At 51.0% G+C, this 23,772-nt stretch carries 28 protein-coding genes; 9 read left to right on the top strand and 19 right to left on the bottom strand.

Annotated elements, in window-relative coordinates; translation table 11 throughout:
- Positions 1 to 9: 9 nt before the first annotated feature.
- The 3 genes from holA to leuS are packed head-to-tail and all read right to left on the bottom strand — an operon-like array spanning position 10 to position 4,246.
- Positions 10 to 1,032 (bottom strand): DNA polymerase III subunit delta, encoded by a 1,023-nt coding sequence (gene holA / locus BGL48_RS02230; RefSeq protein WP_069361181.1) that lies wholly within the window; start codon positions 1,030 to 1,032, stop codon positions 10 to 12.
- Positions 1,032 to 1,655, bottom strand: a complete 624-nt coding sequence (gene lptE / locus BGL48_RS02225) for an LPS assembly lipoprotein LptE (protein ID WP_255377290.1) — start codon at positions 1,653 to 1,655, stop codon at positions 1,032 to 1,034. The genes holA and lptE overlap by 1 nt, the downstream gene beginning before the upstream one ends.
- Before the next feature lie 14 nt (positions 1,656 to 1,669).
- Positions 1,670 to 4,246, bottom strand: coding sequence for a leucine--tRNA ligase (gene leuS, locus BGL48_RS02220; protein ID WP_069361122.1), 2,577 nt, complete (start codon positions 4,244 to 4,246; stop codon positions 1,670 to 1,672).
- Between the two features lie 106 nt (positions 4,247 to 4,352).
- Here leuS and BGL48_RS02215 point away from each other — a divergent pair, with 106 nt between their 5' ends.
- A complete protein-coding gene (locus tag BGL48_RS02215; protein WP_069361121.1) occupies positions 4,353 to 4,838 on the top strand; it encodes a zinc ribbon-containing protein in 486 nt (161 codons plus the stop codon).
- A gap of 66 nt (positions 4,839 to 4,904) precedes the next feature.
- Here the strand turns inward: BGL48_RS02215 and BGL48_RS02210 are convergent, their stop codons facing one another.
- From BGL48_RS02210 to BGL48_RS02195, 4 genes are read right to left on the bottom strand one after another with little or no spacing between them, the layout of a single operon-like run.
- Complete coding sequence (locus BGL48_RS02210) at positions 4,905 to 5,318, bottom strand: DUF2069 domain-containing protein (RefSeq protein ID WP_069361120.1); 414 nt, start codon at positions 5,316 to 5,318, stop codon at positions 4,905 to 4,907.
- Positions 5,319 to 5,354: 36 nt separating this feature from the next.
- Entirely contained in the window at positions 5,355 to 5,945 is a 591-nt protein-coding gene (gene wrbA / locus BGL48_RS02205) for an NAD(P)H:quinone oxidoreductase (RefSeq protein WP_069361119.1), read from the bottom strand.
- A complete protein-coding gene (arsC, locus tag BGL48_RS02200) occupies positions 5,942 to 6,298 on the bottom strand; it encodes an arsenate reductase (glutaredoxin) (protein ID WP_069361118.1) in 357 nt (118 codons plus the stop codon). Before arsC ends, wrbA begins: the two co-directional genes overlap by 4 nt.
- Positions 6,299 to 6,321: 23 nt before the next feature.
- Positions 6,322 to 7,821, bottom strand: coding sequence for a beta-barrel assembly-enhancing protease (locus BGL48_RS02195; RefSeq protein ID WP_077520285.1), 1,500 nt, complete (start codon positions 7,819 to 7,821; stop codon positions 6,322 to 6,324).
- A 125-nt stretch (positions 7,822 to 7,946) separates the two neighbouring features.
- On the opposite strand from BGL48_RS02195, the gene BGL48_RS02190 reads away from it, so the two are divergent.
- From BGL48_RS02190 to BGL48_RS02180, 3 genes are all read left to right on the top strand, one after another.
- A complete protein-coding gene (locus BGL48_RS02190) occupies positions 7,947 to 8,165 on the top strand; it encodes a sulfurtransferase TusA family protein (RefSeq protein ID WP_069361117.1) in 219 nt (72 codons plus the stop codon).
- 10 nt (positions 8,166 to 8,175) lie between these two features.
- Positions 8,176 to 9,255, top strand: coding sequence for an AI-2E family transporter (locus BGL48_RS02185; protein ID WP_069361116.1), 1,080 nt, complete (start codon positions 8,176 to 8,178; stop codon positions 9,253 to 9,255).
- Positions 9,256 to 9,361: 106 nt separating this feature from the next.
- Positions 9,362 to 10,798 (top strand): FAD-dependent oxidoreductase, encoded by a 1,437-nt coding sequence (locus tag BGL48_RS02180; RefSeq protein WP_069361115.1) that lies wholly within the window; start codon positions 9,362 to 9,364, stop codon positions 10,796 to 10,798.
- 77 nt (positions 10,799 to 10,875) lie between these two features.
- Here BGL48_RS02180 and bcp read toward each other — a convergent pair whose 3' ends face one another.
- Complete coding sequence (gene bcp, locus BGL48_RS02175) at positions 10,876 to 11,346, bottom strand: thioredoxin-dependent thiol peroxidase (RefSeq protein WP_046073724.1); 471 nt, start codon at positions 11,344 to 11,346, stop codon at positions 10,876 to 10,878.
- A 267-nt stretch (positions 11,347 to 11,613) separates the two neighbouring features.
- Between bcp and dapA the strand changes: the two genes are divergently transcribed.
- The 3 genes from dapA to purC are packed head-to-tail and all read left to right on the top strand — an operon-like array spanning position 11,614 to position 14,308.
- A complete protein-coding gene (gene dapA, locus BGL48_RS02170; RefSeq protein ID WP_069361114.1) occupies positions 11,614 to 12,492 on the top strand; it encodes a 4-hydroxy-tetrahydrodipicolinate synthase in 879 nt (292 codons plus the stop codon).
- Positions 12,493 to 12,507: 15 nt separating this feature from the next.
- The gene (gene bamC / locus BGL48_RS02165) at positions 12,508 to 13,536 is read left to right on the top strand and encodes an outer membrane protein assembly factor BamC (RefSeq protein ID WP_069361113.1); all 1,029 of its coding nucleotides are present in this window, start codon (positions 12,508 to 12,510) and stop codon (positions 13,534 to 13,536) included.
- A gap of 58 nt (positions 13,537 to 13,594) precedes the next feature.
- Entirely contained in the window at positions 13,595 to 14,308 is a 714-nt protein-coding gene (purC, locus tag BGL48_RS02160; RefSeq protein ID WP_069361112.1) for a phosphoribosylaminoimidazolesuccinocarboxamide synthase, read from the top strand.
- A 69-nt stretch (positions 14,309 to 14,377) separates the two neighbouring features.
- On the opposite strand, the gene BGL48_RS02155 is transcribed toward purC, so the two are convergent.
- The 4 genes from BGL48_RS02155 to BGL48_RS02140 are packed head-to-tail and all read right to left on the bottom strand — an operon-like array spanning position 14,378 to position 16,771.
- On the bottom strand, positions 14,378 to 14,572 hold the full coding sequence (locus tag BGL48_RS02155; protein WP_069361111.1) for a DUF2897 family protein: 195 nt from the start codon (positions 14,570 to 14,572) through the stop codon (positions 14,378 to 14,380).
- Positions 14,560 to 15,255 (bottom strand): M15 family metallopeptidase, encoded by a 696-nt coding sequence (locus tag BGL48_RS02150; protein ID WP_069361110.1) that lies wholly within the window; start codon positions 15,253 to 15,255, stop codon positions 14,560 to 14,562. The genes BGL48_RS02155 and BGL48_RS02150 overlap by 13 nt, the downstream gene beginning before the upstream one ends.
- Positions 15,255 to 16,388: a succinyl-diaminopimelate desuccinylase gene (gene dapE, locus BGL48_RS02145; RefSeq protein ID WP_069361109.1), complete on the bottom strand. Its 1,134-nt coding sequence runs from the start codon at positions 16,386 to 16,388 to the stop codon at positions 15,255 to 15,257. Before dapE ends, BGL48_RS02150 begins: the two co-directional genes overlap by 1 nt.
- A 38-nt stretch (positions 16,389 to 16,426) precedes the next feature.
- Positions 16,427 to 16,771, bottom strand: coding sequence for an ArsC family reductase (locus BGL48_RS02140; RefSeq protein WP_069361108.1), 345 nt, complete (start codon positions 16,769 to 16,771; stop codon positions 16,427 to 16,429).
- Between the two features lie 224 nt (positions 16,772 to 16,995).
- Between BGL48_RS02140 and BGL48_RS02135 the strand changes: the two genes are divergently transcribed.
- Positions 16,996 to 17,274: a winged helix-turn-helix domain-containing protein gene (locus BGL48_RS02135; protein ID WP_025740011.1), complete on the top strand. Its 279-nt coding sequence runs from the start codon at positions 16,996 to 16,998 to the stop codon at positions 17,272 to 17,274.
- Here the strand turns inward: BGL48_RS02135 and BGL48_RS02130 are convergent.
- Together BGL48_RS02130 and BGL48_RS02125 are read right to left on the bottom strand one after the other, a co-directional pair.
- The gene (locus BGL48_RS02130) at positions 17,271 to 17,651 is read right to left on the bottom strand and encodes a DUF1499 domain-containing protein (RefSeq protein ID WP_176719627.1); all 381 of its coding nucleotides are present in this window, start codon (positions 17,649 to 17,651) and stop codon (positions 17,271 to 17,273) included. The two genes, BGL48_RS02135 and BGL48_RS02130, sit on opposite strands and share 4 nt — an antisense overlap.
- Before the next feature lie 65 nt (positions 17,652 to 17,716).
- The gene (locus tag BGL48_RS02125; RefSeq protein ID WP_069361106.1) at positions 17,717 to 18,067 is read right to left on the bottom strand and encodes a DUF2956 domain-containing protein; all 351 of its coding nucleotides are present in this window, start codon (positions 18,065 to 18,067) and stop codon (positions 17,717 to 17,719) included.
- 121 nt (positions 18,068 to 18,188) lie between these two features.
- On the opposite strand from BGL48_RS02125, the gene BGL48_RS02120 reads away from it, so the two are divergent.
- Entirely contained in the window at positions 18,189 to 18,638 is a 450-nt protein-coding gene (locus tag BGL48_RS02120) for a DUF2919 family protein (RefSeq protein ID WP_069361105.1), read from the top strand.
- 68 nt (positions 18,639 to 18,706) lie between these two features.
- Here BGL48_RS02120 and crr read toward each other — a convergent pair whose 3' ends face one another.
- The 5 genes from crr to cysZ form a co-directional block, all read right to left on the bottom strand.
- Positions 18,707 to 19,216: a PTS glucose transporter subunit IIA gene (crr, locus tag BGL48_RS02115; RefSeq protein ID WP_069361104.1), complete on the bottom strand. Its 510-nt coding sequence runs from the start codon at positions 19,214 to 19,216 to the stop codon at positions 18,707 to 18,709.
- Between the two features lie 39 nt (positions 19,217 to 19,255).
- The gene (ptsI, locus tag BGL48_RS02110; protein WP_069361103.1) at positions 19,256 to 20,983 is read right to left on the bottom strand and encodes a phosphoenolpyruvate-protein phosphotransferase PtsI; all 1,728 of its coding nucleotides are present in this window, start codon (positions 20,981 to 20,983) and stop codon (positions 19,256 to 19,258) included.
- A gap of 50 nt (positions 20,984 to 21,033) precedes the next feature.
- On the bottom strand, positions 21,034 to 21,291 hold the full coding sequence (gene ptsH, locus BGL48_RS02105) for a phosphocarrier protein Hpr (protein WP_069361102.1): 258 nt from the start codon (positions 21,289 to 21,291) through the stop codon (positions 21,034 to 21,036).
- Positions 21,292 to 21,608: 317 nt separating this feature from the next.
- The gene (cysK, locus tag BGL48_RS02100) at positions 21,609 to 22,577 is read right to left on the bottom strand and encodes a cysteine synthase A (RefSeq protein ID WP_069361101.1); all 969 of its coding nucleotides are present in this window, start codon (positions 22,575 to 22,577) and stop codon (positions 21,609 to 21,611) included.
- Positions 22,578 to 22,748: 171 nt separating this feature from the next.
- Positions 22,749 to 23,507, bottom strand: coding sequence for a sulfate transporter CysZ (cysZ, locus tag BGL48_RS02095; protein WP_069361100.1), 759 nt, complete (start codon positions 23,505 to 23,507; stop codon positions 22,749 to 22,751).
- Positions 23,508 to 23,772 lie beyond the last annotated feature (265 nt).

Raw genomic sequence — 23,772 nt, 5'->3', positions numbered from 1 at the left:
TTGGACACGCTAGGGCGTGAGTGGTTCGGACGCTTGGGTCATGAGTGCACAAAAATACTGCAGATCCGGCCAAGGATCGCTACCAAAGTCCGTTTTTAGCCTGATTTCTATCTGCGCCAAGCGGCGTAGCAGTGTGATTAACCGGGCTTTATTGAGTCGATTGAGAGCGGCTGTGAGCATGGGACGACGGGTTTGCCACACACGGAACTGATCAAAGATGGCATTCAACGGCCTGCCTTTTTGTCCTTGCTCTTGAATGCTGTACAGCTGCTTAAGCTCTTTTTGAATCAGTCGCAACAGAAGTGTTGGCTCTTCCCCTTCAGCGCGAAGCTGGTCGAGTATCCGCTGCGCGCGTTGTGCCTTCCCGGCTAGCAGCGCATCGGTGAGCTGGAAGGGGGTAAAGTGATGATGGCGTGACAGCGAACTTTCAATACGAGGCAAGGTGAGTGCACCATCGGGATAAAGTAGCTGCAAGATATGCAGACTTTGCACTAAGGCGAGGAGGTTTCCTTCATGCCATTGTGCTAATAGCTGTAGCGCAGGTTGATCAGGCTTTAGTCCCAAGTGACGACAGCGTTGCTCAATAAAGCGTGGTAAGTGACGAGCTTCCGGGGTGTTACACACCACGTATAAGCCGTGTTGGGCGAGCGCTGAAAACCATTTGGCGCTTTCTTGCTTTTTGTTGAGCCTTTCCCCTTGCACCAATAAGAGGATATCAGGATGCAGATAAGCGGCCAGCTCGGTAAGCTGCTTGGCTTGCGTGCTGGTGAGGCCATTGTCAGGGCAGGTAAGTTCAATAATTTGCCGAGACGCAAACAAGCTAAGTGCTTGACAGCAATCGATGACTTCTTGCCAATCTAGCTGACCATCAATGACAAATTTATGATGCTCTTCAAAACCTTGGGCGCGTGCCGCGTGTGCAATGGCATCGCGTGCTTCGAGTTTAAGTAATGGGTCGGAGCCAAAAACCAAATAAGTTTGGCGCAGCGGTTGGTTGAGCTGCTGCGCCAATTGGTCGGGATAGGTTCTCATCATTGCGCGGTGTTCGTCTCGGTTTGTCGCGTTTCAATGATAACATCAGGCTTAGTCGGTGTTTCACCTTGCTCGAGTTTCTCCATTGCCGCTTGTTCGGCCTGTTGGCGCTCAAACTCGGCGATATCGCCTTTTAATTGGGAAAGCTGACGCATAATTTGCCGAGTGGCTTCTGTACGCATCTCCGCGACTAACTTATCTTCCTCTACAGACTTTGCCAACGCTGTCAGTGGGTTATCAAGGAAGTTACGACTCAAGGTGGTGTTATAGGTATAACTGCCTTTATCGGGTACGGTAACGCGATAACGGGCGACATAGCGAAATTCTTTCTCCGCCACACGGCTGTTTTGATAAAGCGATAGCGTTTGTTCGCTATTGCTTTCCCCGAGCAAGTGGATATTAGCCACCTCCTTGGAAGGGGAGACGAGATCGACCTTGTGTTGACGCAAGGCATTTCGCATTTGTCGGGTTAACTCGCCATAAGGGTCAAAGCTGGTCAATGAGACCTTATCCACTTCATCGGGCAGATTGTAGCTGCCGCGCAAGGCAAACCCGCAAGACGCGATGGTCAAACAGACCATCGCGACAAGCAGGGAGCGAAGCATTGTCTTAAACAGATTCACTCCATCGCTCCTTGTTAGTTGGCAACAATGTTAACCAGCTTGCCAGGCACGTAAATCACCTTGCGCACGGTTTTGTCTTCGGTAAATTTCACCACGTTTTCATCTGCCATCGCTTGGGCTTCTACGGCCTCTTTCTCCGCATCTGCAGCGACGGTGATCTTGGCACGCAGTTTACCGTTGACTTGGACGATAATCAGTTTCTCATCCTCAACCATGGCTGCTTCGTCGGCCTGTGGCCACCCTGCATCATCAATGTGGGTTTCACCGAGTGCCTGCCACATGCTAAAGCAGATATGCGGGGTGATCGGATAAAGCATGAGCACCACAGCTTTGAGGGCTTCATCAAGTACCGCACGGTCTTGCTCGCTTTGTTGTGGGGCTTTCACCAATCGATTCATCAGCTCCATAATCGCCGCGATAGCAGTGTTAAAGGTCTGACGGCGTCCCATGTCATCACTGACTTTGGCAATGGCTTTATGCACCTCGCGGCGCACCGCTTTTTGCTCATTGTTGAGTGCATTTGCATCCAGTGCCACCACAGGCCCTTTTTGGCTGTGCTCGTAAACCAGTTTCCACACGCGACGCAAGAAGCGGTGTGAGCCCTCAACCCCTGATTCTTTCCACTCTAGGGTCATATCAGCAGGTGCGGCGAACATCATGAACAGGCGTACCGTGTCGGCGCCGTACTTCTCAACCATAAGCTGCGGATCAATGCCGTTGTTTTTCGACTTCGACATCTTGGTCATGCCCGCATGGACCACGGCATTGCCTTGGCGGTCTACCGCATTAACAATTTGCCCTTTACTGTCACGTTCGACGGTCACCTCGGTTGGTGATACCCACACGCGCACGCCTTTGTCATCGGTATAGTAGAAGGCATCAGCCAGTACCATGCCTTGACACAGTAGTTGCTTAAACGGCTCATCACTATCAACCATATTTTCATCACGCAACAACTTGTGGAAGAAGCGCGAGTAGAGAAGGTGCATACAAGCGTGCTCAATGCCGCCGATATACTGATCCACAGGCAGCCAGTAGTTGGCAGCACTTGGGTCGAGCATCTGATCGGCCTGCGGCGAGCAATAGCGTGCATAATACCAAGACGATTCCATAAAGGTATCGAAGGTATCGGTTTCACGCAGTGCAGGCTTGCCTTGGTATTGGGTTTGTGCCCACTGTTTGTCTGCTTTTATCGGGCTTTGTACCCCGTCCATCACCACATCTTCTGGCAGGATCACGGGCAGTTCATCCGTCGGGACAGGTACCACGTCACCGTCTTCGGTGTTCAGCATGGGGATAGGCGCGCCCCAATAGCGTTGGCGTGACACGCCCCAGTCACGAAGACGGAAGTTAACGGTTTTCTTGCCTTTGCCCAACGACTCGAGCTTGGCGGCAATTGCATTAAACGCGGCATCAAAGTCCAAACCATCAAATTCACCCGAGTTAAAGAGCTTGCCTGTTTCTGTATAGGCTTGCTCGGACAAATCAGGCGCATGGCCGTTTTCATCCAGGATCACCGGCTCAATATCGAGGCCGTAGTTACTGGCAAATTCAAAATCGCGTTGGTCGTGGGCAGGCACGGCCATGACCGCGCCTGTCCCGTAGTCCATCAGTACAAAGTTGGCGACAAAGATAGGTACGCGGCGGCCGTTTAATGGATGCGTGGCGTACAAGCCCGTCGCCATGCCTTTTTTCTCCATGGTGGCAAGCTCGGCTTCCGCTACCTTGGTGTTACGGCATTCTTGGACAAATTCAGCCAAGGCTGGGTTGTTTTTGGCCGCGGCATCGGCCAGTGGGTGGCCCGCCGCAATACCGACATAGGTGACACCCATCAAGGTGTCGGGACGGGTGGTGTACACATCCAGTGCCGGGTGCTCACCTTCCACGTCAAAGGTTAGCTCCACCCCTTCTGAGCGGCCAATCCAGTTACGTTGCATGGTTTTCACCATTTCTGGCCAACCATCCAGTTTGTCGATGCCTTGCAGCAACTCGTCTGCATAATCGGTGATTTTAATAAACCACTGTGGAATTTCTTTTTGCTCGACAGGGGTGTCACAACGCCAGCAGCACCCTTCGTGCACCTGCTCGTTCGCCAGCACGGTTTGGTCATTCGGACACCAGTTGACCGAAGAGGTCTTTTTGTAGACCAAGCCTTTGTTGTATAGCGTGGTGAAGAATTCTTGCTCCCAGCGGTAGTAATCTGGGCTACAGGTGGCGATTTCGCGATCCCAGTCGTAACCGAAGCCCAGCATTTTCAGCTGGCCTTTCATGTAATCAATGTTTTCGTAAGTCCAAGGCGCAGGGGCGGTTTTGTTCTTGATAGCGGCCCCTTCGGCTGGCAAACCAAATGCGTCCCAACCAATAGGTTGCATCACATTCTTGCCTTGCAGGCGCTGATAACGCGAGATCACATCACCGATGGTATAATTACGGACATGCCCCATGTGAAGTCGACCACTGGGGTAAGGGAACATAGAAAGACAGTAAAACTTTTCTTTGTTAGGGTCTTCATGAGCCACAAAGGTTTTATTGTCATCCCAATGGGCTTGAACTTTTTGTTCAATATCTTGCGGGCTATATTGTTCTTGCATCGATGGCTTCCGAGATTCTGTGAGAAAGGTAAAACCTGAAAGAGAAATATCGTCATAGAATAACGAAAGGCAGAGACCGCAACAACACTTGAATCAGGACGGAACCATGAATAAAGAGAAAGAACCGCAACAAAGCATCATTGAGCGGGTAAAAGAGGCACTGGAAAACAGTCCAGAGGCTTTGTCTCGCTGGGTCGAGTTGTCTGATCAATACCTCAAAGCAGCCGCGGATCTGACCAAAGATGAGTGGGCGCTGATTGAGGCGTACTTCAAGCGGGATGTGAAAGCCTTTGGTGAGCAGTATGACAAATCTCAAACCGAAGAAATGGACAGTCAGGTGTTTAACGATCTGATTGCCAACTCGATTTGGGAACAACTGGCAGAAATCACTGATCGTACGCAGCTAGAGTGGCGTGAAGTCTTCGATGACCTTCAGCATCATGGTGTGTATGAAGCGGGTGAAATTGTGGGGCTGGGCGTATTGCAATGTGAGCAGTGCCAACACCAGTCACGCCATAGCCGAGTGGATGTGATTGCCCCTTGCAGCAAGTGTGGCCATCGATACTTTTCTCGCCGCCCTTATCCGGTGTAAGCCAAGCGTGGGGCTTGGCTTAGCCGAGGTGATCAACAGACCAAGGGCGAGGATAAAGGCCAGTTCTTAGTCAGACGAGGCGTTATCCTTGCCTTCAAAACGTTGGCGTTCTTCACGTTCCACTTGAGACAGACGCGGCAGCTTCAGCCCTTGTGATTTTCCCATCCAACGCGCAAAGACAATGTTACTGGCGAACGCAAAGGTCACTAAAACCAGCTCGGTCGCGGCGAGCCAGCGCTCCCCTTCATCAACATAAATAAGAGTCAACGCGTGCAAAAAGTAAAACATCAAAATAAAGTTGGCCCACGCGTGGGTAAAGGGCTTGCCTTTCACGATCCCAGGCAGCGGGAGTAGCAGAGGAATCGTCCAGCCGATGGTCACCGCCAAGGCATTGAGGTGAGGGTGGGGCGACAATGATGCGTGCCAGATGACCACCCAGGCAATCAGGCCGAGGTTACTCAACAACGAAAGCTTACGCATTAATGCAAGCCGAGAGTCAGTCACAATTCTATCCTTTTATCCCAAGTGATGGTGAACGGTTTGTGCAAAACGTGCGAGACGTTGGCCTAAGGCTTTGGCGATTTGTTTTTCGTCGGCGATTAAAGGCTGGTTTGCATCAGCCACACTCGACGCACCATAAGGTGAACCACCGCCTTCTGTGGTGTGTAATGCGCGCTCGCTATGCGGGACACCGAGCAGCATCATGCCATGATGAAGCAGCGGCACCGTCATGGTGAGCAGGGTGGTTTCTTGCCCACCATGCAACATAGAGCCAGCGCCAAATACCGCGGCAGGTTTATCAATCAGTGCACCTGATAGCCACTCACCACTGGTACTGTCGATAAACTGCTTTAAGGGCGCGGCCATATTACCAAAGCGCACCGGGCTGCCAAGCGCCAAACCGTGGCAATCCAACAAGTCTTGCCGGGTGACAAAAGGGTCTTTCGCCGTCGAGGCCGGGGTTTGACCATCAGGGTAAGCGGGTAGCTCGGGCACCGTGCGCAACACGGCTTCCACACCTTGTGCTTCGATGCCCCGCGCGACTTGTTGGGCGAGCTTGCGTGTATTCCCCGAGCGACTGTAGTAAAGCACTAATACCTTTGTCATTTTATCAGCGCGAGTACGTTCTCAGGGGGGCGACCAATCACCGCCTTTTCCCCTTTTACTGCAATGGGACGTTCGACCAATTTGGGATTGTTGACCATGGCGTCGAGTAGTTGCGCTTCGTCTACTGACGCATCGCCCAAGTTCGCCGCTTTGTAGTCCGCTTCTTTGGTTCGCATCATCTCCCGAAACGAGCTGAGCCCGAGTTGCTGTTTTAACATCGATAAGGCTTCAGCAGAAAGCGGGTTATCGAGATACTTGATAATAGTCGGCGTCACACCGTTGGACTCCAACAACTTGAGAGTTTCACGGCTTTTGGAGCAACGCGGGTTGTGGTAGAGAGTTATAGCGGTCACAACAATGATCCTTTTTGAGTGAGTTAACGGTCGCTAAGCGCTTTAAAGCGGGCTTGTTGGCGACGTAGTTGATCAAGACGCGCATCATACCGTGCCTGCGCCAAGCTACCTAACTCAGCGAGCTGGGCGGCTTGGGTATAATTGCGAATGGCTTTGTCCCATTGTCCGCGTAAGGCATAACGCTCACCTTGGGCGGCCAGCTCACCGTCTCGATGCGTACCAGTACTTTCGTACGCTTGTTGTAACAAAAACCAACCGTTGCTGTCATCTGGATGCTGGTGTGTATATCGCTCCAGCATGGAGATCGCGTCGTCCCCTCGCTTGGCTTTGACGAGGGTATAGGCATGATTGAGCAATAATACGCGGTTGTTTGGTTGATGGTTCAACGCCTGCTCGAGGCGTGATAGTGCCTTATCGTAGTGTTTCTCACCGATGTTTAAATCGGTCATCGCATCGATGAAAAATCGATTATTAGGTTGCGCCTTAATCAGTGGGGTTAATTTTTTCCGCGCATCGTCAAAACGACGCGCGTCAATATCAAGCAGCGCCATCCCGTAGTTAAGGCTTTGCTTTTCGGCCGGCGAGGCCTCTTTATGACGTCGTTCAAACCAGTCCATGGCCGAGCGACTGGCGATGCCACTATATCGTGCGACGATCCGCGCGCGCGCAAGTTGATAATCGGGCGAGACAGGTACCCGTTTTTGTGGGTATTGGCGGGCACGAGCGCGAGAGTCAGTGATCCGTGAAGCCGGTAAAGGGTGGGTGCTGAAGTACTCGGGCATTTGACTGGCGTAACGGTACTCATCCGCCAGCCGTGAGAAAAATCGCGGCATGGCTTGCACATCAAAATCAGCACGTGCGAGGGTTTCAATACCGATCCGATCGGCTTCTTCTTCATTACGACGAGTGAAATTGATTTGGTTTTGCATACTGCCGGCTGTCGCGGCATGTGCGGCTGCAATCCCAGCTTCGGGAGCGGCAATCGCGAGCATCAATGACCCCACTAAGGCGGCGACGGTCAGCGGCGAGGTTTGCGCTTGCTCCTCCATGCTTCTCGCCAAATGACGTTGGGTGACATGGGCGATTTCGTGGGCCATCACCGATGCCAGCTCGCTTTCCGTTTTTGCATGGAGGAATAGGCCGGAGTGCATGGCCACGTAGCCACCGAAAAAGGCAAAGGCGTTGATTGCCTGATTATCGATTAAAATAAATCGAAAGGGTGTACGAACATCGTTGGCATTCGCCACCAGTCGATGACCTAAGCCGTTAATGTACTCGTTGAGCAAAGGATCGCTGATGATGGGCTTGCTGGCTCTTAGCATCCGCATATAGGCATCACCAAACTCTTTCTCTTTGGCCACCGATAAGGTACTGACGGCAGCGGTACCGATATCCGGTAAATCACTTTGGTATGACTCAACGCGGGCAGACACAGGCGCGCTCGCTAACACCCCCGCCAATGCATAACAGAGCAGGCGGCGAGCCTTGCTGCCTTTGTGAGAGCCAAGTGCGCGTGATGACATAAGTATGATGACCTTTAAATGCAGGGTGTACTTAGGTACAGACCGATAAAACCCGTTAGGGTTTCGTTGGCGTTCTATCTAATGTCCATTACAATACTGACGATAATACCGACCGGTGAGCCAGAATGGAATCTCAAACACTTGATTTGCGAGAACATGTTTGCCCAATGGCGCTATTGCTGGCAAAGCGCGCCGCCGCGTTATTGCCGTCAGGTGAGCAATTGGTGATTTTACTCGGTGATCAAGGGGCGAAAGACGATATCCCCAAGTATTTTAAACGCGAAGGCTTCAGCATGCAGTGGTTAGACACGCCAGCTTCGCGGCTACTCATCACAAAGAAATAGCGGGCTTTTTATGTTTGATATGTTACATCGCTGGTATCGGCGACGTTTTTCTGACCCACATGCGGTAAGTCTGGTGGCGATCCTCCTTTTTGGTTTTATTACCATCTACTTTTTTGGCAATTTGCTCGCCCCATTGCTGGTGGCGATCGTGATGGCCTATCTACTAGATTGGCCGGTCAATCGTCTCTGTCGGTTGGGGTTGCCCCGCGTGTTGTCAGTGCTGGTGGTATTGACTGTGTTTGTCAGCTTAACCTTGATGGCATTATTTGGGTTGGTGCCGACCATATGGAACCAAGGGGTCAGTTTGGTCGCTGATGTGCCAAATATGTTTAACAACATGCAAGCACTGATGCTGAGTTTGCCAGAACGCTACCCAGAGCTGATTAATCCGCATATGGTCAACACCTTTGTCGACACCTTGCAAAATAAAGTGCTTAACCTGGGTGAAACACTGGTAAAAGGTTCATTGGCGTCTTTGGTCAACTTAGTCGCGGTAGCGGTATACCTGATTTTGGTGCCGCTGCTGGTGTTCTTTTTGCTCAAAGACAAAGCGCAAATGCTGGCGATGTTTAAAGGCTTGTTGCCGCGTAATCGTCGTCTTGCCTCTCGAGTCGGGCATGAGATGAATCAACAGATCTCCAACTACATCCGCGGCAAAGTGACTGAAATCATTATCGTCGGGGTGACCAGCTACTTGACCTTTAGCCTGTTAGATCTTCGCTACGCGGTGCTACTCAGTGTGGCGACGGGCTTTTCTGTGCTGGTGCCTTATATTGGCGCGGCGATTGTCACCCTCCCGATAGCGATTGTTGCTTTGTTCCAGTGGGGACTCGAGCCTGGCTTTTGGTATGTGATGATCGCCTATGGTGTTATCCAAGCGCTGGATGGCAATGTGCTCGTCCCCGTGCTTTTTTCAGAAGCGGTGAATTTACATCCCGTCGCCATCATAATAGCCGTACTGGTTTTCGGTGGACTCTGGGGCTTTTGGGGCGTATTTTTTGCTATTCCATTGGCGACCTTAGTGAAAGCGGTGTGGCAAGCGCTGCCGGTGATAGAGCTGGATGACGATCCCAAGGCAGAGATTGAGTGATCCATCTTGTTTTCACGCCCCTAATTAAAGGGGCTGAGCGGCAGGTAAACATCGACACGCCGTGATCAGTTTGGCCCATAGAAGTAGTAATGAAAACAGGGTTGGCATGGCAGAACACAGGCAAGAAAAAACGCAAGTAGAAAAGTTTCGCGTCGCGGTGATAGGTGGCGGTGTTGCAGGAACCACAGCAGCAATGCGCTTGGCTGAGCGCGGCGTGGATACCCAGGTGTTTGAAGCGGGCACCGGCTTGGTCAGTGGGCCGCCGATTTGTCATCTGCATGCGGGCGGCAATTTGTATCGTGAAATCTCGCTCGATCAATGCCTGATCTTACTTGAACAGTCGGTAGCCACGGTGCGTATGTATCCGCATTCGGTTAATCGTCGACCGACTGTCCTTGCTGTTCCTCAGCAAGACCCAGGCTCGCTCGACAGCGTGATTGCACGTTTAGAAACCCTGCGCGAGCGCTACGCGCAATTGGTTGAACTGGATAGCGATAATAAAGTCATGGGCGAGCCGAGCGATTATTTCCGTTTGTATCAGCAAGAGGAATTGGAAGCACTGCGCGCTCAAAACTATCACAGTCTGACCGATGCCGCGGACCAGTGGATGTGGCCTGTCGCGCAATCGCTCGATTTAAGCGCAATGAAATACCCTCTGGTGCTGGTGCAAGAATACGGGCTTAGCGTCTTTCGCCTAGCAGCGGAAGCGCAATTGACCCTTGCTGACGCGCCGCATTGTCAGCTTAATTTCAATCACAAAGTGATGGATACTCAGCCCATCTCGTCAGGGTGGCGGGTAACCTATCAAGACCAGACTGGCCAGATACAAAGCACTGAGGTTGACTATCTGATCAATGCGGCCGGATTCCGTACGGGCACGATCGATGATATGGCCGGGTTTGGTCGCAAGCGTTTGGTGGAATACAAAGCCGCGTATATCGCGCACTGGACAAGCACAGAGTACCAATGGCCAGAGATTATTGTCCATGGCCAGCGGGGCACGCCACAAGGGATGGCACAATTGACCCCTTACCCGGATGGTTTTTTCCAACTCCATGGCATGACCCAAGATGTTACCTTGTTTGAGCGTGGTTTAGTGAAAAGCTCTGCGGAGTCGGCGCAACCGACTGTCGATGCACGTTATGTGAAAAACATCGATAAAGGCTGGGACTGGCAAGAAGTGTGTGAACGCACTGATCGTGCGATTGACCACTTTGGCCAGTGGTTACCGGCATTTAAACAGGCGGAAGTCGGCGGCAAACCCTTGTGTGGTGCGCAGCAAATCCCCGGGGATGATCCTTCCTTACGTGCCTCGGATGTGTCGTTTGATGGTGAGCGTTATGCACGCTTTGAAATTGTTAAAGCGTCGTCGGCGCTGACGGCCATCAATAAAGTACTGGCGCAATTTGAAGATGCGGGTTGGATCTCGCCTACCTCTTATCAGCCACTGTCGCGCCCCAACACCGCGAAAATAATCGATACCGCTTGCGAGCTTGCGATACGCCGCGGATATCCGGAGGCGTTGGCAAAGCCTGTCGGTTAATCATACAAAAAGCGCACGGTGGCCGTGCGCTTCTAGTCTGTAGGCTGCTCTGTCGCCAACGCTAACGTGGACTGACGTTACGCTTGGTTTAAGTAATCAAGTACCACTTGGTGGTGGTCCTTGGTTTTAAACTTATTAAACACATGTTCTATCTTACCGTCTTTGCCGACCAAAAAGCTTAGACGATGAATCCCATCGTATTCTTTGCCCATGAATTTTTTCGGTCCCCAGACACCGAACGCATCGGCGACGGCATGATCTTCATCGCTCAACAGCGTGAAGTTAAGTGCATCACGTTCAACAAAGCGGGCCAGTTTTTTCACCGGATCAGGGCTAATGCCAAGCACCACGGTGTCAAGTGCATCCAACTCAGCTTTGGTATCGCGTAATGAGCAGGCCTGCGTTGTACAGCCCGGTGTCATCGCCTTTGGGTAGAAATAAACCAGAACACGTTTGTCGCCTTTGAATTGGCTAAGCGTGACGGTGTCGCCATTTTGGTCTTGCAGTGAAAAATCGGGCGCTTGGGCGCCTTCGGTGATTGTTTGCATGCGCTGCGTTTCCTTTTTGTCGGTCAACCGAATCCACGATGATAGAGGGTGCTCGAGATTACGCAAGTTTTTGATAATAGGATCACTGACTTGACAGGATTTGACTGCCCATTGACGCAGGCTCCCTCCTTCTTCGATTATAACGTTAAGACACATTGTCTATCGATGAAAAAATGTCGATTAAGACATGCCTAGACGCAGGGTTATTCTTGTGTTTGCCCAGCGCCAAAAGTAACATTGCAAGCATCACTAATAAGGGAGACGAACATGGTTTCTGGAAGCATTGTGGCGCTCGTCACACCAATGGATGCACACGGCGAAGTTGATTACGTTAGCCTGGAAAAACTGGTCGAGTTTCATATCCAATCGGGCACTGATGCGATTGTCGCAGTGGGCACGACGGGTGAGTCGTCGACAGTAACCGTGGATGAGCACATTAAAATTGTGCTAAAAACCTTGGAATTTGCTAATGGACGTATTCCGGTTATCGCGGGAACCGGTGCCAATGCCACCCACGAAGCCATCACTTTCAGTAAAATGTTTGCTGGCTCGGGCGTGGCGGCCTGTCTAAGCGTGACCCCTTATTACAACAAACCGACCCAGGAAGGCTTGTTCCAGCATTACAAAGCCATTGCTGAAGCCACTGACCTGCCGCAAATTTTATATAATGTCCCCGGGCGTACGGCGGTCGATATTCAACCGGAGACAGTGGCGCGATTGGCTGAGTTTGACAATATTATTGGTCTTAAAGATGCCACGGCTGATGTAAGCCGAGTCGCGATCCATCGGGAACTTTGTGGCGATGATTTCCTCTTATTCAGTGGCGATGATTTAACGGGCCTAGATTTTGTCTTGGCTGGGGGGCATGGCGTTATCTCTGTGACCAATAATGTGGCAGCGGCGCAAATGGCGAAAATGATCAAACTGGCGCGCGCGGGTGACGCAGAGCAAGCACATGCCATCAACGAAACCTTGATCCCCCTACATCGCCACCTGTTTGACGAAGCCAATCCGATCCCAGTGAAGTGGGCAGTCCGCGAAATGGGCTTGATTGCGGATGGACACCTTCGTCTGCCATTAACTGAATTAAGCGAGCACTTGCGTCCAGATGTGCGAGAAGCACTGCGTGTAGCAGGTGCGGTGTAAGCCGTTGGAGTGTCAATGAAACCAGTATTTAAGCTCGGCCTTTGTGCCATCATGGCCACCAGTGTGGTGGCCTGCAGTGGTGGCGTCGAGCAGCGTCGTCAAGCCAAAGATGACTTTGGCTACTTGCAAACAACCCCGTTGTCGCCATGGCAAACCTTGCCGGATCAAGCGCCGTATTTTTCCACCAATTATCAGATCCCGACACAAGACTTTAATGGTGAAGTGGGTCAGAACGTTGATATTCGTCCGCCGCGCCAAGTGCTGGACTTAATCCCGGGCGCACGGATACAACGTGATAGCCGCGGCGTCACCCTTGCGGTTGCCAATGAAAAGCAACTCGATAAAGTGTGGCAAACGGTGGAACGTTTGGTCAGCGAGCAGACCATTCCAGTGGCCTCACAAACCGCAGACCAAGTAGAAACCGGTTGGATTGCTTGGGAAAAAGAAGACAGCGCCCATCAAGCACGCTTCCGTCTATCGCGTCTTGAGCAAGGTCGCCGTTTTGCGCTAGGGGTGAATATGATTGACTCGCGCGCGAAAGCCAGCGATGAGCCACTCACGCCTGCGTTGCGTGAGCGCTACAACACCTTGATGACCAACCTTATCACGGTCAGTCACGATGCGGCCTTGCGTGCCGAAGCGCGCCGTCTGGCCGAGCAACGTCAAGCAGATATTCCGATTAGCTTTGGTACCGATCGCAGTGGCCTGCCAGTGATTATTGCTCGTGCGCCCTATGACGTAGTGTGGGAAAAGCTGCCTGCCATCATTAAGCCTTTAGGGTTCACGGTAGAAAGTCGTAACCAGTCGCAGGGCACGGTAAAAACCCGTCACGTTGCGCCAAGTGATGAGCGCTGGCAATCCCTTGGCGTTGATCCGGTTTCGTTCCCAGATAACAGCTACACCTTGCTGCTGGGCGATCTCGGCAACCGCACATCACTTAACGTTACCAACAGCGATGGCAAACCCGTTGATGAGGCGACGTTAGAAGCGCTGAGTCCAGCGCTAAAAGCGGTCATTGCCCAAGTGAGTCAAGTATCAGAGTAATTTTATAGGGACGCGGTGAGCGTCCCTTACTTTTAGCGCCTAATGGAGAGTATAGGTAATGGAAAAACGTGCTGAGTTGTATCGCGGTAAGGCAAAATCTGTCTATGCCACAGAGGATGAGCACCGCTTTGTTCTGCACTTTCGCAATGACACGTCTGCGTTTGATGGCGAACGTGTCGAGCAGCTTGAGCGAAAAGGTGAAGTGAATAACAAATTTAATCACTTCATCATGCAAAAGCTTGAGCAGGCGGGTATCCCCACCCAAATGGACCAATTATTGTCCGATACCGAGTGCGTGGTGAAAAAGCTCGATATGATCCCAGTAGAGTGTGTGGTGCGCAATATCGCGGCCGGATCGCTTTGCCGTCGCCTCGGCGTCGAAGAAGGTACGGCATTGACGCCACCGACCTTTGAACTGTTTTTAAAAAACGACGCACTGCACGATCCTATGGTCAATGAATCCCTGTGTGAGTCTTTGGGCTACGCGACACAAGCACAACTGGCGACGATGAAATCACTGACCTATAAGGTGAATGATGTTCTCAAAGCCTTGTTTGCCGACGGTGACTTATTGCTGGTCGATTACAAACTTGAGTTTGGTGTTGATCATCAAGGCAATATTGTTCTGGGTGACGAGTTTAGCCCCGACGGTTGTCGATTGTGGGATGCCAATACCCGAGAAAAACTGGATAAAGACCGCTTCCGCCAAGGCCTAGGTGGCGTTGTGGATGCTTACATCGAGGTGGCAAAGCGTATCGGCCTTACCCTGTAATTTTTGGACTCAAAAAGCAAACGTTTGCTTTTTAAGTGAGAAAAATAGCGCCATTAACGTGGCGCTATTTTAGTCTTTGTGTTCATCAGACTGCGATGGCTTGCTATCCGCATCTTTTTCCTTGGATGACGCGGTTTTGTCAGGCTTGTCTTTATACTTAAGGCCAAATTTTGCGTTGGCAGTATATTTGAGCGCCATGATATTGCTAACCACGACAGCTACCACGATGGCAATAATGACATAAGGGTTGGTTAGCCATTCCATTGTTCCACCTCGCACAAGTTAGTGACGTAGGTTGAATATATCCAATCCATCTGCTCAAGAATAGTCTCTTTACCACAAATAGGCGCATTGCTGATCGCGCTGGCAAGCATGTCTTGGCTCAATGCTGACAAGAGGGCGGCGCTGGTGGCGATATGGCTGATATGCCAAGGCTCTCTCGCAACCCCACCTTTATCTTCGGCATAAGGCAGGAAGAACCCCCACTTAGGGGCATGCACTTTGAGCCATTGTGAGAAGGCCGCTTGAGGGCCATCATCATATTCCGGTGGCGTGAGCGCCAACCTTTGATCCGGCCCCAGTGCGCGCTTGTCATACACGTCTATGTCTGTGCCCCAATGGTGGCGGCTTGCCCCTGGCAAGGCTGACCAGCGCAGTATCGCTTTGACCCGCGCTGCCTCTGACAATGTTGACACATCTAACGGGCGACTCTCAGCATCTAATACTGGCTTTTCGCCATTAAATTTACCGTTCCAAATGGCTAACTGACGCGCAAACGAGCGATAGCCGCTGGCAATCATGAGCGTGAACCCCGCTTGCGATGCCGCCTGTTGTAGGGCGGCAAAGTCGGCGAATACCGCTTGGTGCAAGCAGGGCGCATTAGGTCGACTGTTAATCGGTGTTAGCGCGGAGGCGTCTTGCCCTGTGAGCTGTGCGGGTGTCGGCATCAAGGGAGTGCCTTCTCCAAGACCTTTTGATACATGTCAGTCAGCTTTTCTAAATCCGGGATGCTCACACACTCATTGACCTTGTGGATAGTGGCATTCACCGGACCCAGCTCAATCACTTGCGCCCCCATTTGCGCAATAAAACGTCCGTCGGAGGTGCCGCCAGTGGTCAGCAATTCTGGTGTTTGATGGTTCACCTCTTCCACCGCAGCCACCACTGCATCCAGTAACGTGCCTTTATCGGTTAGGAAAGGGTCACCACTGTGCGTCCACTCAAGGGTATAGTCGAGCCCATGGGCGTCTAAAATCGAGTAAACCCGCTTTTTGATGGTTTCACTGTCCAACTCAGTACTAAAGCGGAAGTTAAACTGTGCATGGCACTCCCCTGGAATGACATTGGCCGCGCCCGTGCCGGCCTTGATATTGGGGATTTGAAAGCTTGTGGGTGGGAAAAACGCATTGCCTTTATCCCACAGTGTTTGCGCAAGCTCGGTGAGTGCTGGCATCGCCTGATGCACCGGGTTAGTCGCAAGGTGAGGGTAGGCAACATGCCCTTGTGTGCCTTTGACGTAGAGATCCCCTGTGATGGATCCGCGACGGCCGTTTTTCACCACATCACCGACGTGGTGGGTGCTGGACGGCTCACCGACAATACACATGTCAATCTTTTCGCCGCGCGCCATTAGAGTATCGACCACACGGGTAGTGCCATTGATAAACGGGCCTTCTTCATCAGAGGTGATTAAAAACGCCAGTGAGCCAGAGTGGTCTGGGTGCTCGGCAATAAAACGTTCAACGGCCACAACCATGGCGGCCAGTGAGCCTTTCATGTCGGCGGCGCCACGTCCGTGGAGATGATCATCAATCACCGTCGCTTCAAACGGCGGTGTGTGCCATTGTTCGTGCGGCCCTGAGGGAACCACATCGGTGTGGCCGGCAAAAGCAAACAGAGGGCCTTCCGTTCCCCGTCTGGCCCACAGATTGGTGGTATCTTCAAACACCATGGTCTCAATGGTGAAGCCCAAGGCTTCTAATCGCGCAATCATTTGATCTTGGCAGCCGGCATCTTCCGGCGTGACCGATTCTCGGTTTATCAGATCTTTCGCTAAAGCCAGCGTGGCAGAGTCAGTCATCAGGGTTTCCTTACAACAAAAATGAATCGGCTATCACATTACGCGAAAATATCAGCGTATTGATTCTCTTTGAAGCCGAGATAATAGCTACCTTTGTGTACGAGCAATGGGCGCTTAATGATCGCTGGATTATCAAGCATGATCGCGATTGCGCGGGTTTGATCTAAATTGGCTTTTTGCTCATCACTCAATTGGCGGTAGGTGGTGCCACGTTTGTTGACTAGCGCTTCCCAGCCGAGTGCTGAGACAAACGTCTGCAGCATTTGTGCGTCTAGGCCATCTTTTCGATAGTCGTGATATTGATAGTCGATACCTTGGTTATCCAACCACTTTAGGGCTTTTTTTAGGGTGTCGCAGTTTTTGATCCCAAATACAGTTGTCATGGTCTTATCGTGCTTGTTGGCAAAGGTTTAAGAGTGACACTGCTGGTTAATGAACGCAACACCTAGCGCGGCAGGCATGTGCGTCATTTGATGGCCCAAGAATGTGTGAAATGCGTAGGTAAATGCGCCTGCAGCACGTCGATTTGATGGCGTTTTGATCAAACGCAAAGCCTCTTAGTAGGCACCATGAATAATGGGATCACTCGTAATTGTTGGAGGTTCATATGGAACTCAACCCGGTATTTGCTCGGCGCTTGTATCTCGCCGCACTGGTAGAAGAGATGGAGCGCCCAAACGTGCCGCGTTTGATTGAGGCAACAGGCTGGCCACGCCGCACGATCCAGGATGTACTCAAATCGTTGTCAGGGCTAGGCATTGATATGACATTTATCCAAGATGGCAAGCGCCATAACGATGGTTATTACCAGCTAAAAGACTGGGGCCCGTTTCGTCGCGATTGGGTCGAGGATAAAAAGCGAGATATTCGCTCTTATATCAACTAATACGCACCAGAGGGTGTGACTAATTTCGCCTCAATGAGTGTACGGCGAATAGCATCTGCACGCCGACGGTTTGCGCCAAAGTCGTAATAGCCGACACGAGAGGCAGAGCGAAGCGCAATCTGGTCTCCGTTGAGTGAGACTTCAACATCATCGACAAAGCGCAACACCCGGGTGGTGAAGCGTAAGTGTGCGTAGTTGTCTTGGGCTGAAACGAGTTCTGCACGGGGCATTGAGGCAATTTTCTCGACAATGTTAGCCAAGGCAACGTCGGTGTTAGCCAGCCGCAGAGGCGCTAACTGAAACGTCGCGCGCGTGTCTTCTGTTGAAACACAATTAGGGCTGTCACCACAGGCAGTGACAGGCGGTTGTTTTGCCATGGGGCCTCCTTTTGAGCAGCCGAACAGCGTAAAAACGACAATAAGGCCGAGCAGATTTTTTCCCATTATGCCCCCACGAGCGCGTAACCAATAAATCCTATCCAGCTTACGACGAGTAAAAGCCAAGGTAAATGGCGGTAGCCTTTATCCTGTGCGGGTGGCTGAGAGGAAGGCGCAGGCTCGCGAGGTTGCTCGACCGCCGGTGTCGCCTTTTGCTGTTTCTTTCGTGCTTTATCCTGTGCTCGCGCCTTTGCCTTTTGTTCTTTTTTGTACTGCGCAATCCCTTTCTCAATCCCCTGAGCGATCAGTTTTGTCTGAGCCTTGGTTTGTCCGGGCTTTTGCGTGGCTTTGGCAACGCGCATGGCGTCTTGTTGCGTCTCTGGCGAAATCGTTGCTTTTGCTTTTGCTTTGGCCATGAAGGCTCCATATAACGCTAAATAAATGGCTCGCCCCTAGGATAACAAATTTTGCTTTTGCGCTTGCAGTTTTTATCGCATGTCGCCATGGTAAATGCGTGACTTCTCAATCAAAAATCTTATGGACACGTTTCATCATTTCGACGACAAAGGGTACATCAAAGCGCCCCAGATCGCCGTGTTGTGCCTACTACTGTTAAGTCGCGCATGGTGGCTACTGGCGATGGCTGGAGTGAGCCGAGAGCAGGGCAGCGAGCTGCTCGCGCTGGTTTATCCTGACACGTCTGCGTTTTATCTCAGCTTAGTGATTGGTTTAGTGCCGCTTGCGCTATTACTGTTGGTGGGAAACTGCGACAAGGCGCCTGAATGGTTAACACAGCATTGGCACTTGGGTTATTGGTGGGTATGGCTGTTGTGGACGTGGGAAGCCTATCAAGTGGCGCATACGCTCACGATGACGGGGGGACGGTTTGATTGGTTGCTTGCCTTGCATGGGCTTTGGTTAGTGTGGGCGAGCCTTTATTGGCTGAGAAGCCGGCGAGTGAAGCGCTTTTTTTACCAGTTCACATAAACAGGACAAGCATCGGGCATAAAAAAACGCAGCACGAGGCTGCGTTTTTCTTCACTAAGAAATCTGAATTACTTAGTGACGCGCAATACAGAGGTTTCGCCCACAGTGACGGCACCAGAGAGCTTAGTTAGCTCTTTGATTTCGTCCATGTTAGAGATAACCACTGGTGTCAGTGTTGATTTGGCTTTCTCTTCGAGCATGCCTAAATCAAATTCGATCACGGTGTCACCGGCTTTCACCGTTTGACCTTCTTCCGCAATGCGTTTGAAACCTTCGCCTTTTAGCTCGACGGTGTCGATACCAAAGTGTACGAACAGCTCAACGCCGTCATCTGACTCAATTGAAAAAGCGTGGTTGGTTTCGAAAATCTTACCGATAGTGCCGTTAACTGGCGCAACCATCTTGTCGCCTGATGGTTTAATCGCAACACCATCACCGACGATTTTCTCAGCAAACACAACGTCAGGTACGTCTTCGATGTTGACGATCTCACCCGACAATGGGGCGATAATTTCAATGGCACTTGCGTCGTTGCCGTCTTCAGACACCAACTTCTTCAGTTTGTCGAACAGACCCATAGTGTTGCTCCTAAGCAGTGATTCTTTGCTGATTGTATATTAGCAAGCGGTTTTTTCCGCAATAAATTTTTCGACATAGGCCTCGATTTCTGCCGCAGTTGGCAAAGTGAGTGCTTTGTCGGCCATCGCTTTCACATCAGCAAAGTTGGCATTACGGATAATCTTCTTGATGCGAGGGATAGAGATGGCACTCATACTAAACTCATCCAAACCCATTCCCATCAATAGTAACGTTGCTTTCTCGTCACCTGCAAGCTCTCCGCACATCCCGGTCCATTTACCTTCCGCATGTGAGGCATCAATCACTTGCTTGATAACCGTCAATACAGCAGGAGACAGAGGGTTATATAGGTGCGAAATCAGCTCATTACCACGATCGACCGCCAAGGTATACTGAGTCAAATCGTTGGTGCCAATGCTGAAGAATTCCACTTCTTTCGCGAGGTGGTGAGCGATCGCAGCCGCGGCTGGCGTCTCAACCATCACACCGATTTCCAGATCGGCGTCGAAGTCGTGACCTTCTTGGCGCAGTTCTGCTTTGTAGGTCTCGATCGCTTCTTTCAGCTCTCGGATTTCTTCCACAGAAATGATCATCGGGAACATCACACGGATTTTACCGTGCGCCGAAGCACGAAGAATAGCACGAAGCTGATCGCGAAGAATTTCGCGACGATCGAGGCTAATACGAACTGCACGCCAACCCAAAAATGGGTTCATTTCTTCCGGCAAGTTCATATAAGGCAGATCTTTGTCACCGCCGATATCCATGGTGCGGATGATCACAGGATGGCCATCAATCGCTTTCGCTACCGCTTTGTAAGCTTGGTATTGCTCTTCTTCAGTCGGAAGCGCGTCGCGGTCCATAAACAGGAACTCGGTGCGATAAAGCCCCACACCTTCACCGCCGTTACGGTTTACGCCGTCACAGTCTTTGACCGTGCCTACGTTACCGCACACTTCGACTTGGTGACCGTCAAGCGTGATGGCTGGCAGATCTTTAAGCTTCGCCAGTTCCGCTTTCTCGGCGATGTGTTGGTCACGAATCACTTTGAATTTGCTGAGTTCTTCGTCTGAAGGGTTGACAACGATTTGGTTGTTAATCGCATCAAGCACCAGCATGTCGCCGTTTTGTATTTTGTTGGTCGCATCATTGGTGCCTACAATCGCTGGCAACTCAAGCGAGCGTGCCATGATTGAGGAGTGTGAAGTGCGACCACCAATGTCGGTGATGAAACCAAGCACATAATTCAGGTCAACCTGTGCTGTTTCTGAAGGCGTCAGGTCGTTTGCAACCAGGATCACTTCTTCGTTGATAGCGCTCAACGACACCATATTGATGCCAAGTGCGTTTTTGACGAAGCGTGAACCGATGTCACGGATATCCGCGGCACGCTCTTTCAGATAATCGTCGTCGAGTGACTCAAGCGTGACCGCTTGTTCTTCGATAACGCTATAGATAGCGTGATCGGCGGTCGCTAGGTTTGACTTGATGAAGCTGACGATCTCTTCTTCGAGTTCTTCATCTTCAAGTAGCATGATATGACCTTCGAAGATAGCTTCTTTCTCTTCGCCGAAGGTCTCCCTTGCTTTGTCCTTGATCGCTTCGAGTTGCGTCTTAGACTGTTCGCGAGCATCCAATACGCGCTGAATTTCTTGATCGATTTGAGACGCAGCAATCTTATCTTTATTGATAACAACGTCTTCTTCTTGCAGCAGCAGTGCTTTACCAAAAGCAATACCAGGTGATGCCAGGATGCCTGAAATCATAGCTTTACCTTACGTTTATCCAACTTAAAACCGATAGAAAAAGAGCCGGATTACTCCAGCTCGTCCATCAGTTTTACTAGGTGATCAACGGCTTGTTGTGCTTGCGCACCTTCAGCAGAAATAGTCACCATAGTGCCTTTGGTCAAGCCAAGGGTTTGAAGTTTAAATAGGCTTTTTGCGCTCGCGCTCTTACCGTTAGATTCAACAGTGATGTCAGCGTCGTAGCTTTTCGCTTCTTTAACGAACTGCGCCGCTGGACGAGTGTGTAGGCCGTTTTCTGCAGTAATCTCAACTTGCTTCTGATACATGATTCACCCCGTTTCTGTATTTTTTTAAATCTATGTATTAAATATAAGGTTAGCTTAACCGCTAACGGGCGACTTCGCTATCCGTTGACGCTAACCTAACCAAGAAATCGACCTGATAGCTTAATCCATGTCAATTTCGTGTCATCTTTTTGCCATTTTTGACCTTCCACTCATTAGGCGCGAGGGCTTTTATTTTGATGCGGAAAATAAAAAGGCAGACGTGTTTTACTAAAGCTTAATATAAAAATCAAACAAAAAAGGCCCAATTTGGGCCTTTGCGAATAGGGGGTTGTAAAGGCTTGTTGGCTAACCTGCTGTTACTGCTCAGTTTCCAGCTCGGTGAACATGCCAGCAAACAGTGGCGAGCTGAGATAACGCTCTGCTGCACTTGGCAAAATTGTGACGATCTTCTTATTTGCAAACTCGGGAAGCTCGGCAATTTTGTTAGCCGCAACCACCGCGGCACCTGAAGAAATCCCGCCCAAGATGCCTTCTTCTTCCATCAGGCGGCGAGCCATGGCAATGGCTTCGTCTGAGCTGACAGACACCACTTGGTCAACAAGCGTGACATCTAAGTTTTTCGGCACAAAGCCCGCGCCAATACCTTGAATTTTGTGAGGGGCAGGTTGCACGTCTTGTCCCGCGATGGTTTGCGCAATCACCGGCGACTCGGCAGGCTCGACGGCGACTGTGGTAATGGCTTTGCCTTGGGTGTTTTTAATGTAGCGGCTGACACCGGTTAGGGTGCCACCAGTGCCAACGCCGGAGACAAACACATCGATTTCGCCGTCAGTGTCTTCCCAGATTTCAGGCCCAGTGGTCTTTTCATGGATCTCAGGGTTGGCGGGGTTGTCGAACTGTTGCAGCATCAGATATTTACCTGGCTCTGCTGCCATGATTTCTTCCGCTTTGGCAATCGCGCCTTTCATGCCTTTTGGCGCTTCGGTCAGCACCAGCTTCGCGCCCATGGCTTTGAGCAGTTTACGGCGCTCAAGGCTCATTGACTCTGGCATGGTTAGGGTCAGCTTATAACCACGTGCTGCCGCGACATAGGCAAGCGCGATACCCGTGTTACCACTGGTCGGCTCAATCAATTCGATACCGGGTTTGAGGGTGCCTTTTTTCTCTGCATCCCAGATCATATTGGCACCGATACGGCACTTGACGCTAAAGCTTGGGTTGCGTGCTTCAACTTTGGCCAGCACGTTTGGCTTCGCCACGCGGTTTAGGCGAACTAGCGGTGTGTTTCCGATGGTTTGTGTATTGTCTTCGTAAATCTTGCCCATTGTATCGTTCCTTCATGACACCGATTTTAATCACCCTCCAAGCATATCTCTGCTGCTTGGTTTTGAAAGGATCGGTTGGTTATATCTTATTGTGACATTAACCAATAACTGATTGGTTAAACGAAAAAAGCCCACATTATGGATGTGAGCTTTCGCGTAGACGATCACAGATTAATTGCGCCCCAATGAGGATTTGTGTTTATCCACCCACATAGCGGTTGCGCCGCATACTGCCGCAGGCATCACCAGTAGGTTGAGAAAAGGAGTCATGGTAAACAGCATGACTATTGCGCCAAAGCTAAGCGATGCGCCCCGTTGTTGGTTTAACGTCTGGCGCATGGCGGGAAACGACACCTTGTGATTATCGAACGGATAATCACAGTATTGAATCGCCATCATCCACGCGCTAAACAAAAACCAGATCACTGGCCCCACGGTTTGTCCAACCGCGGGGATCCATAGCAGCAGTAAAAAGCCTAATGCTCTGGGGATGTAGTAGGCGAGTTTTTGCCACTCTCGTTTCATCACCCGCGGGATATCTTTAATGATACCAGCCAAGCCATCATCCGGTGCCCGTGTGCCTGACAGCTTTGCCTCCACATGTTCGGCCAGCAAGCCATTAAAGGGCGCGGCTATCCAGTTTGCCAGTGTGCTGAACACGTAGGAGAACACGACCAAGATAGCAATCACCACTAAAGGCCAAATCAAAAAAGAGAGCCAGGACAACCACTCAGGTAGACTGGCCATCCAATGGTCGATCCAGTCACCCACCTGCGAAAGCAAATAGATGAACGCGCCACCCAGCAGCAACACATTGATCAAAATAGGAATGATTACAAACCGGCGTAAGCCGGGTGCCATCATCAGAGAAAAGCCTTGGAACAGATAACCAGCACCAGTTTGGGGGCGAGGGCGAGCATAATTCGCCATGATATCTCCTTGAGAACAATGTCGGTCACAACAAGCCGCATACATGCGGTCGATACAAAAATAACGGTGTGCGCTATATTACGGGGGGAATCATTGCGATGACAACGACCCAATAATGGGAAAGTTTAACGATTTGTGTGTCTTGATTCGTTAAATTCTCCCCAACTTTTGATACAGTTAACTAAGTTGACCATTAACGCATTGCGTCAGCCAACAGGCCCCGCTTATGATCACACTAACCTTTGCAACCTGGTTGGCGTTGTGA

It is taken from the genome of Salinivibrio sp. SS3, assembly GCF_001722105.1.
Classification (GTDB): Bacteria; Pseudomonadota; Gammaproteobacteria; order Enterobacterales; family Vibrionaceae; genus Salinivibrio; species Salinivibrio kushneri.
Note: the sequence above shows the minus strand (reverse complement) of the source record. Positions and strands in the feature narration are given on the sequence as shown.

Coding starts and splice junctions, on each gene's coding strand:
- holA (WP_069361181.1), bottom strand. CDS start 1,032: ATGAGAACCTATCCCGACCAATTGGCGCAGCAGCTCAACCAACCGCTG.
- leuS (WP_069361122.1), bottom strand. CDS start 4,246: ATGCAAGAACAATATAGCCCGCAAGATATTGAACAAAAAGTTCAAGCC.
- BGL48_RS02215 (WP_069361121.1), top strand. CDS start 4,353: ATGAATAAAGAGAAAGAACCGCAACAAAGCATCATTGAGCGGGTAAAA.
- BGL48_RS02210 (WP_069361120.1), bottom strand. CDS start 5,318: ATGCGTAAGCTTTCGTTGTTGAGTAACCTCGGCCTGATTGCCTGGGTG.
- wrbA (WP_069361119.1), bottom strand. CDS start 5,945: ATGACAAAGGTATTAGTGCTTTACTACAGTCGCTCGGGGAATACACGC.
- BGL48_RS02195 (WP_077520285.1), bottom strand. CDS start 7,821: ATGTCATCACGCGCACTTGGCTCTCACAAAGGCAGCAAGGCTCGCCGC.
- BGL48_RS02190 (WP_069361117.1), top strand. CDS start 7,947: ATGGAATCTCAAACACTTGATTTGCGAGAACATGTTTGCCCAATGGCG.
- BGL48_RS02185 (WP_069361116.1), top strand. CDS start 8,176: ATGTTTGATATGTTACATCGCTGGTATCGGCGACGTTTTTCTGACCCA.
- BGL48_RS02180 (WP_069361115.1), top strand. CDS start 9,362: ATGGCAGAACACAGGCAAGAAAAAACGCAAGTAGAAAAGTTTCGCGTC.
- bcp (WP_046073724.1), bottom strand. CDS start 11,346: ATGCAAACAATCACCGAAGGCGCCCAAGCGCCCGATTTTTCACTGCAA.
- dapA (WP_069361114.1), top strand. CDS start 11,614: ATGGTTTCTGGAAGCATTGTGGCGCTCGTCACACCAATGGATGCACAC.
- bamC (WP_069361113.1), top strand. CDS start 12,508: ATGAAACCAGTATTTAAGCTCGGCCTTTGTGCCATCATGGCCACCAGT.
- purC (WP_069361112.1), top strand. CDS start 13,595: ATGGAAAAACGTGCTGAGTTGTATCGCGGTAAGGCAAAATCTGTCTAT.
- BGL48_RS02155 (WP_069361111.1), bottom strand. CDS start 14,572: ATGGAATGGCTAACCAACCCTTATGTCATTATTGCCATCGTGGTAGCT.
- BGL48_RS02150 (WP_069361110.1), bottom strand. CDS start 15,255: ATGCCGACACCCGCACAGCTCACAGGGCAAGACGCCTCCGCGCTAACA.
- dapE (WP_069361109.1), bottom strand. CDS start 16,388: ATGACTGACTCTGCCACGCTGGCTTTAGCGAAAGATCTGATAAACCGA.
- BGL48_RS02140 (WP_069361108.1), bottom strand. CDS start 16,771: ATGACAACTGTATTTGGGATCAAAAACTGCGACACCCTAAAAAAAGCC.
- BGL48_RS02135 (WP_025740011.1), top strand. CDS start 16,996: ATGGAACTCAACCCGGTATTTGCTCGGCGCTTGTATCTCGCCGCACTG.
- BGL48_RS02130 (WP_176719627.1), bottom strand. CDS start 17,651: ATGGCAAAACAACCGCCTGTCACTGCCTGTGGTGACAGCCCTAATTGT.
- BGL48_RS02125 (WP_069361106.1), bottom strand. CDS start 18,067: ATGGCCAAAGCAAAAGCAAAAGCAACGATTTCGCCAGAGACGCAACAA.
- BGL48_RS02120 (WP_069361105.1), top strand. CDS start 18,189: ATGGACACGTTTCATCATTTCGACGACAAAGGGTACATCAAAGCGCCC.
- crr (WP_069361104.1), bottom strand. CDS start 19,216: ATGGGTCTGTTCGACAAACTGAAGAAGTTGGTGTCTGAAGACGGCAAC.
- ptsI (WP_069361103.1), bottom strand. CDS start 20,983: ATGATTTCAGGCATCCTGGCATCACCTGGTATTGCTTTTGGTAAAGCA.
- ptsH (WP_069361102.1), bottom strand. CDS start 21,291: ATGTATCAGAAGCAAGTTGAGATTACTGCAGAAAACGGCCTACACACT.
- cysK (WP_069361101.1), bottom strand. CDS start 22,577: ATGGGCAAGATTTACGAAGACAATACACAAACCATCGGAAACACACCG.
- cysZ (WP_069361100.1), bottom strand. CDS start 23,507: ATGGCGAATTATGCTCGCCCTCGCCCCCAAACTGGTGCTGGTTATCTG.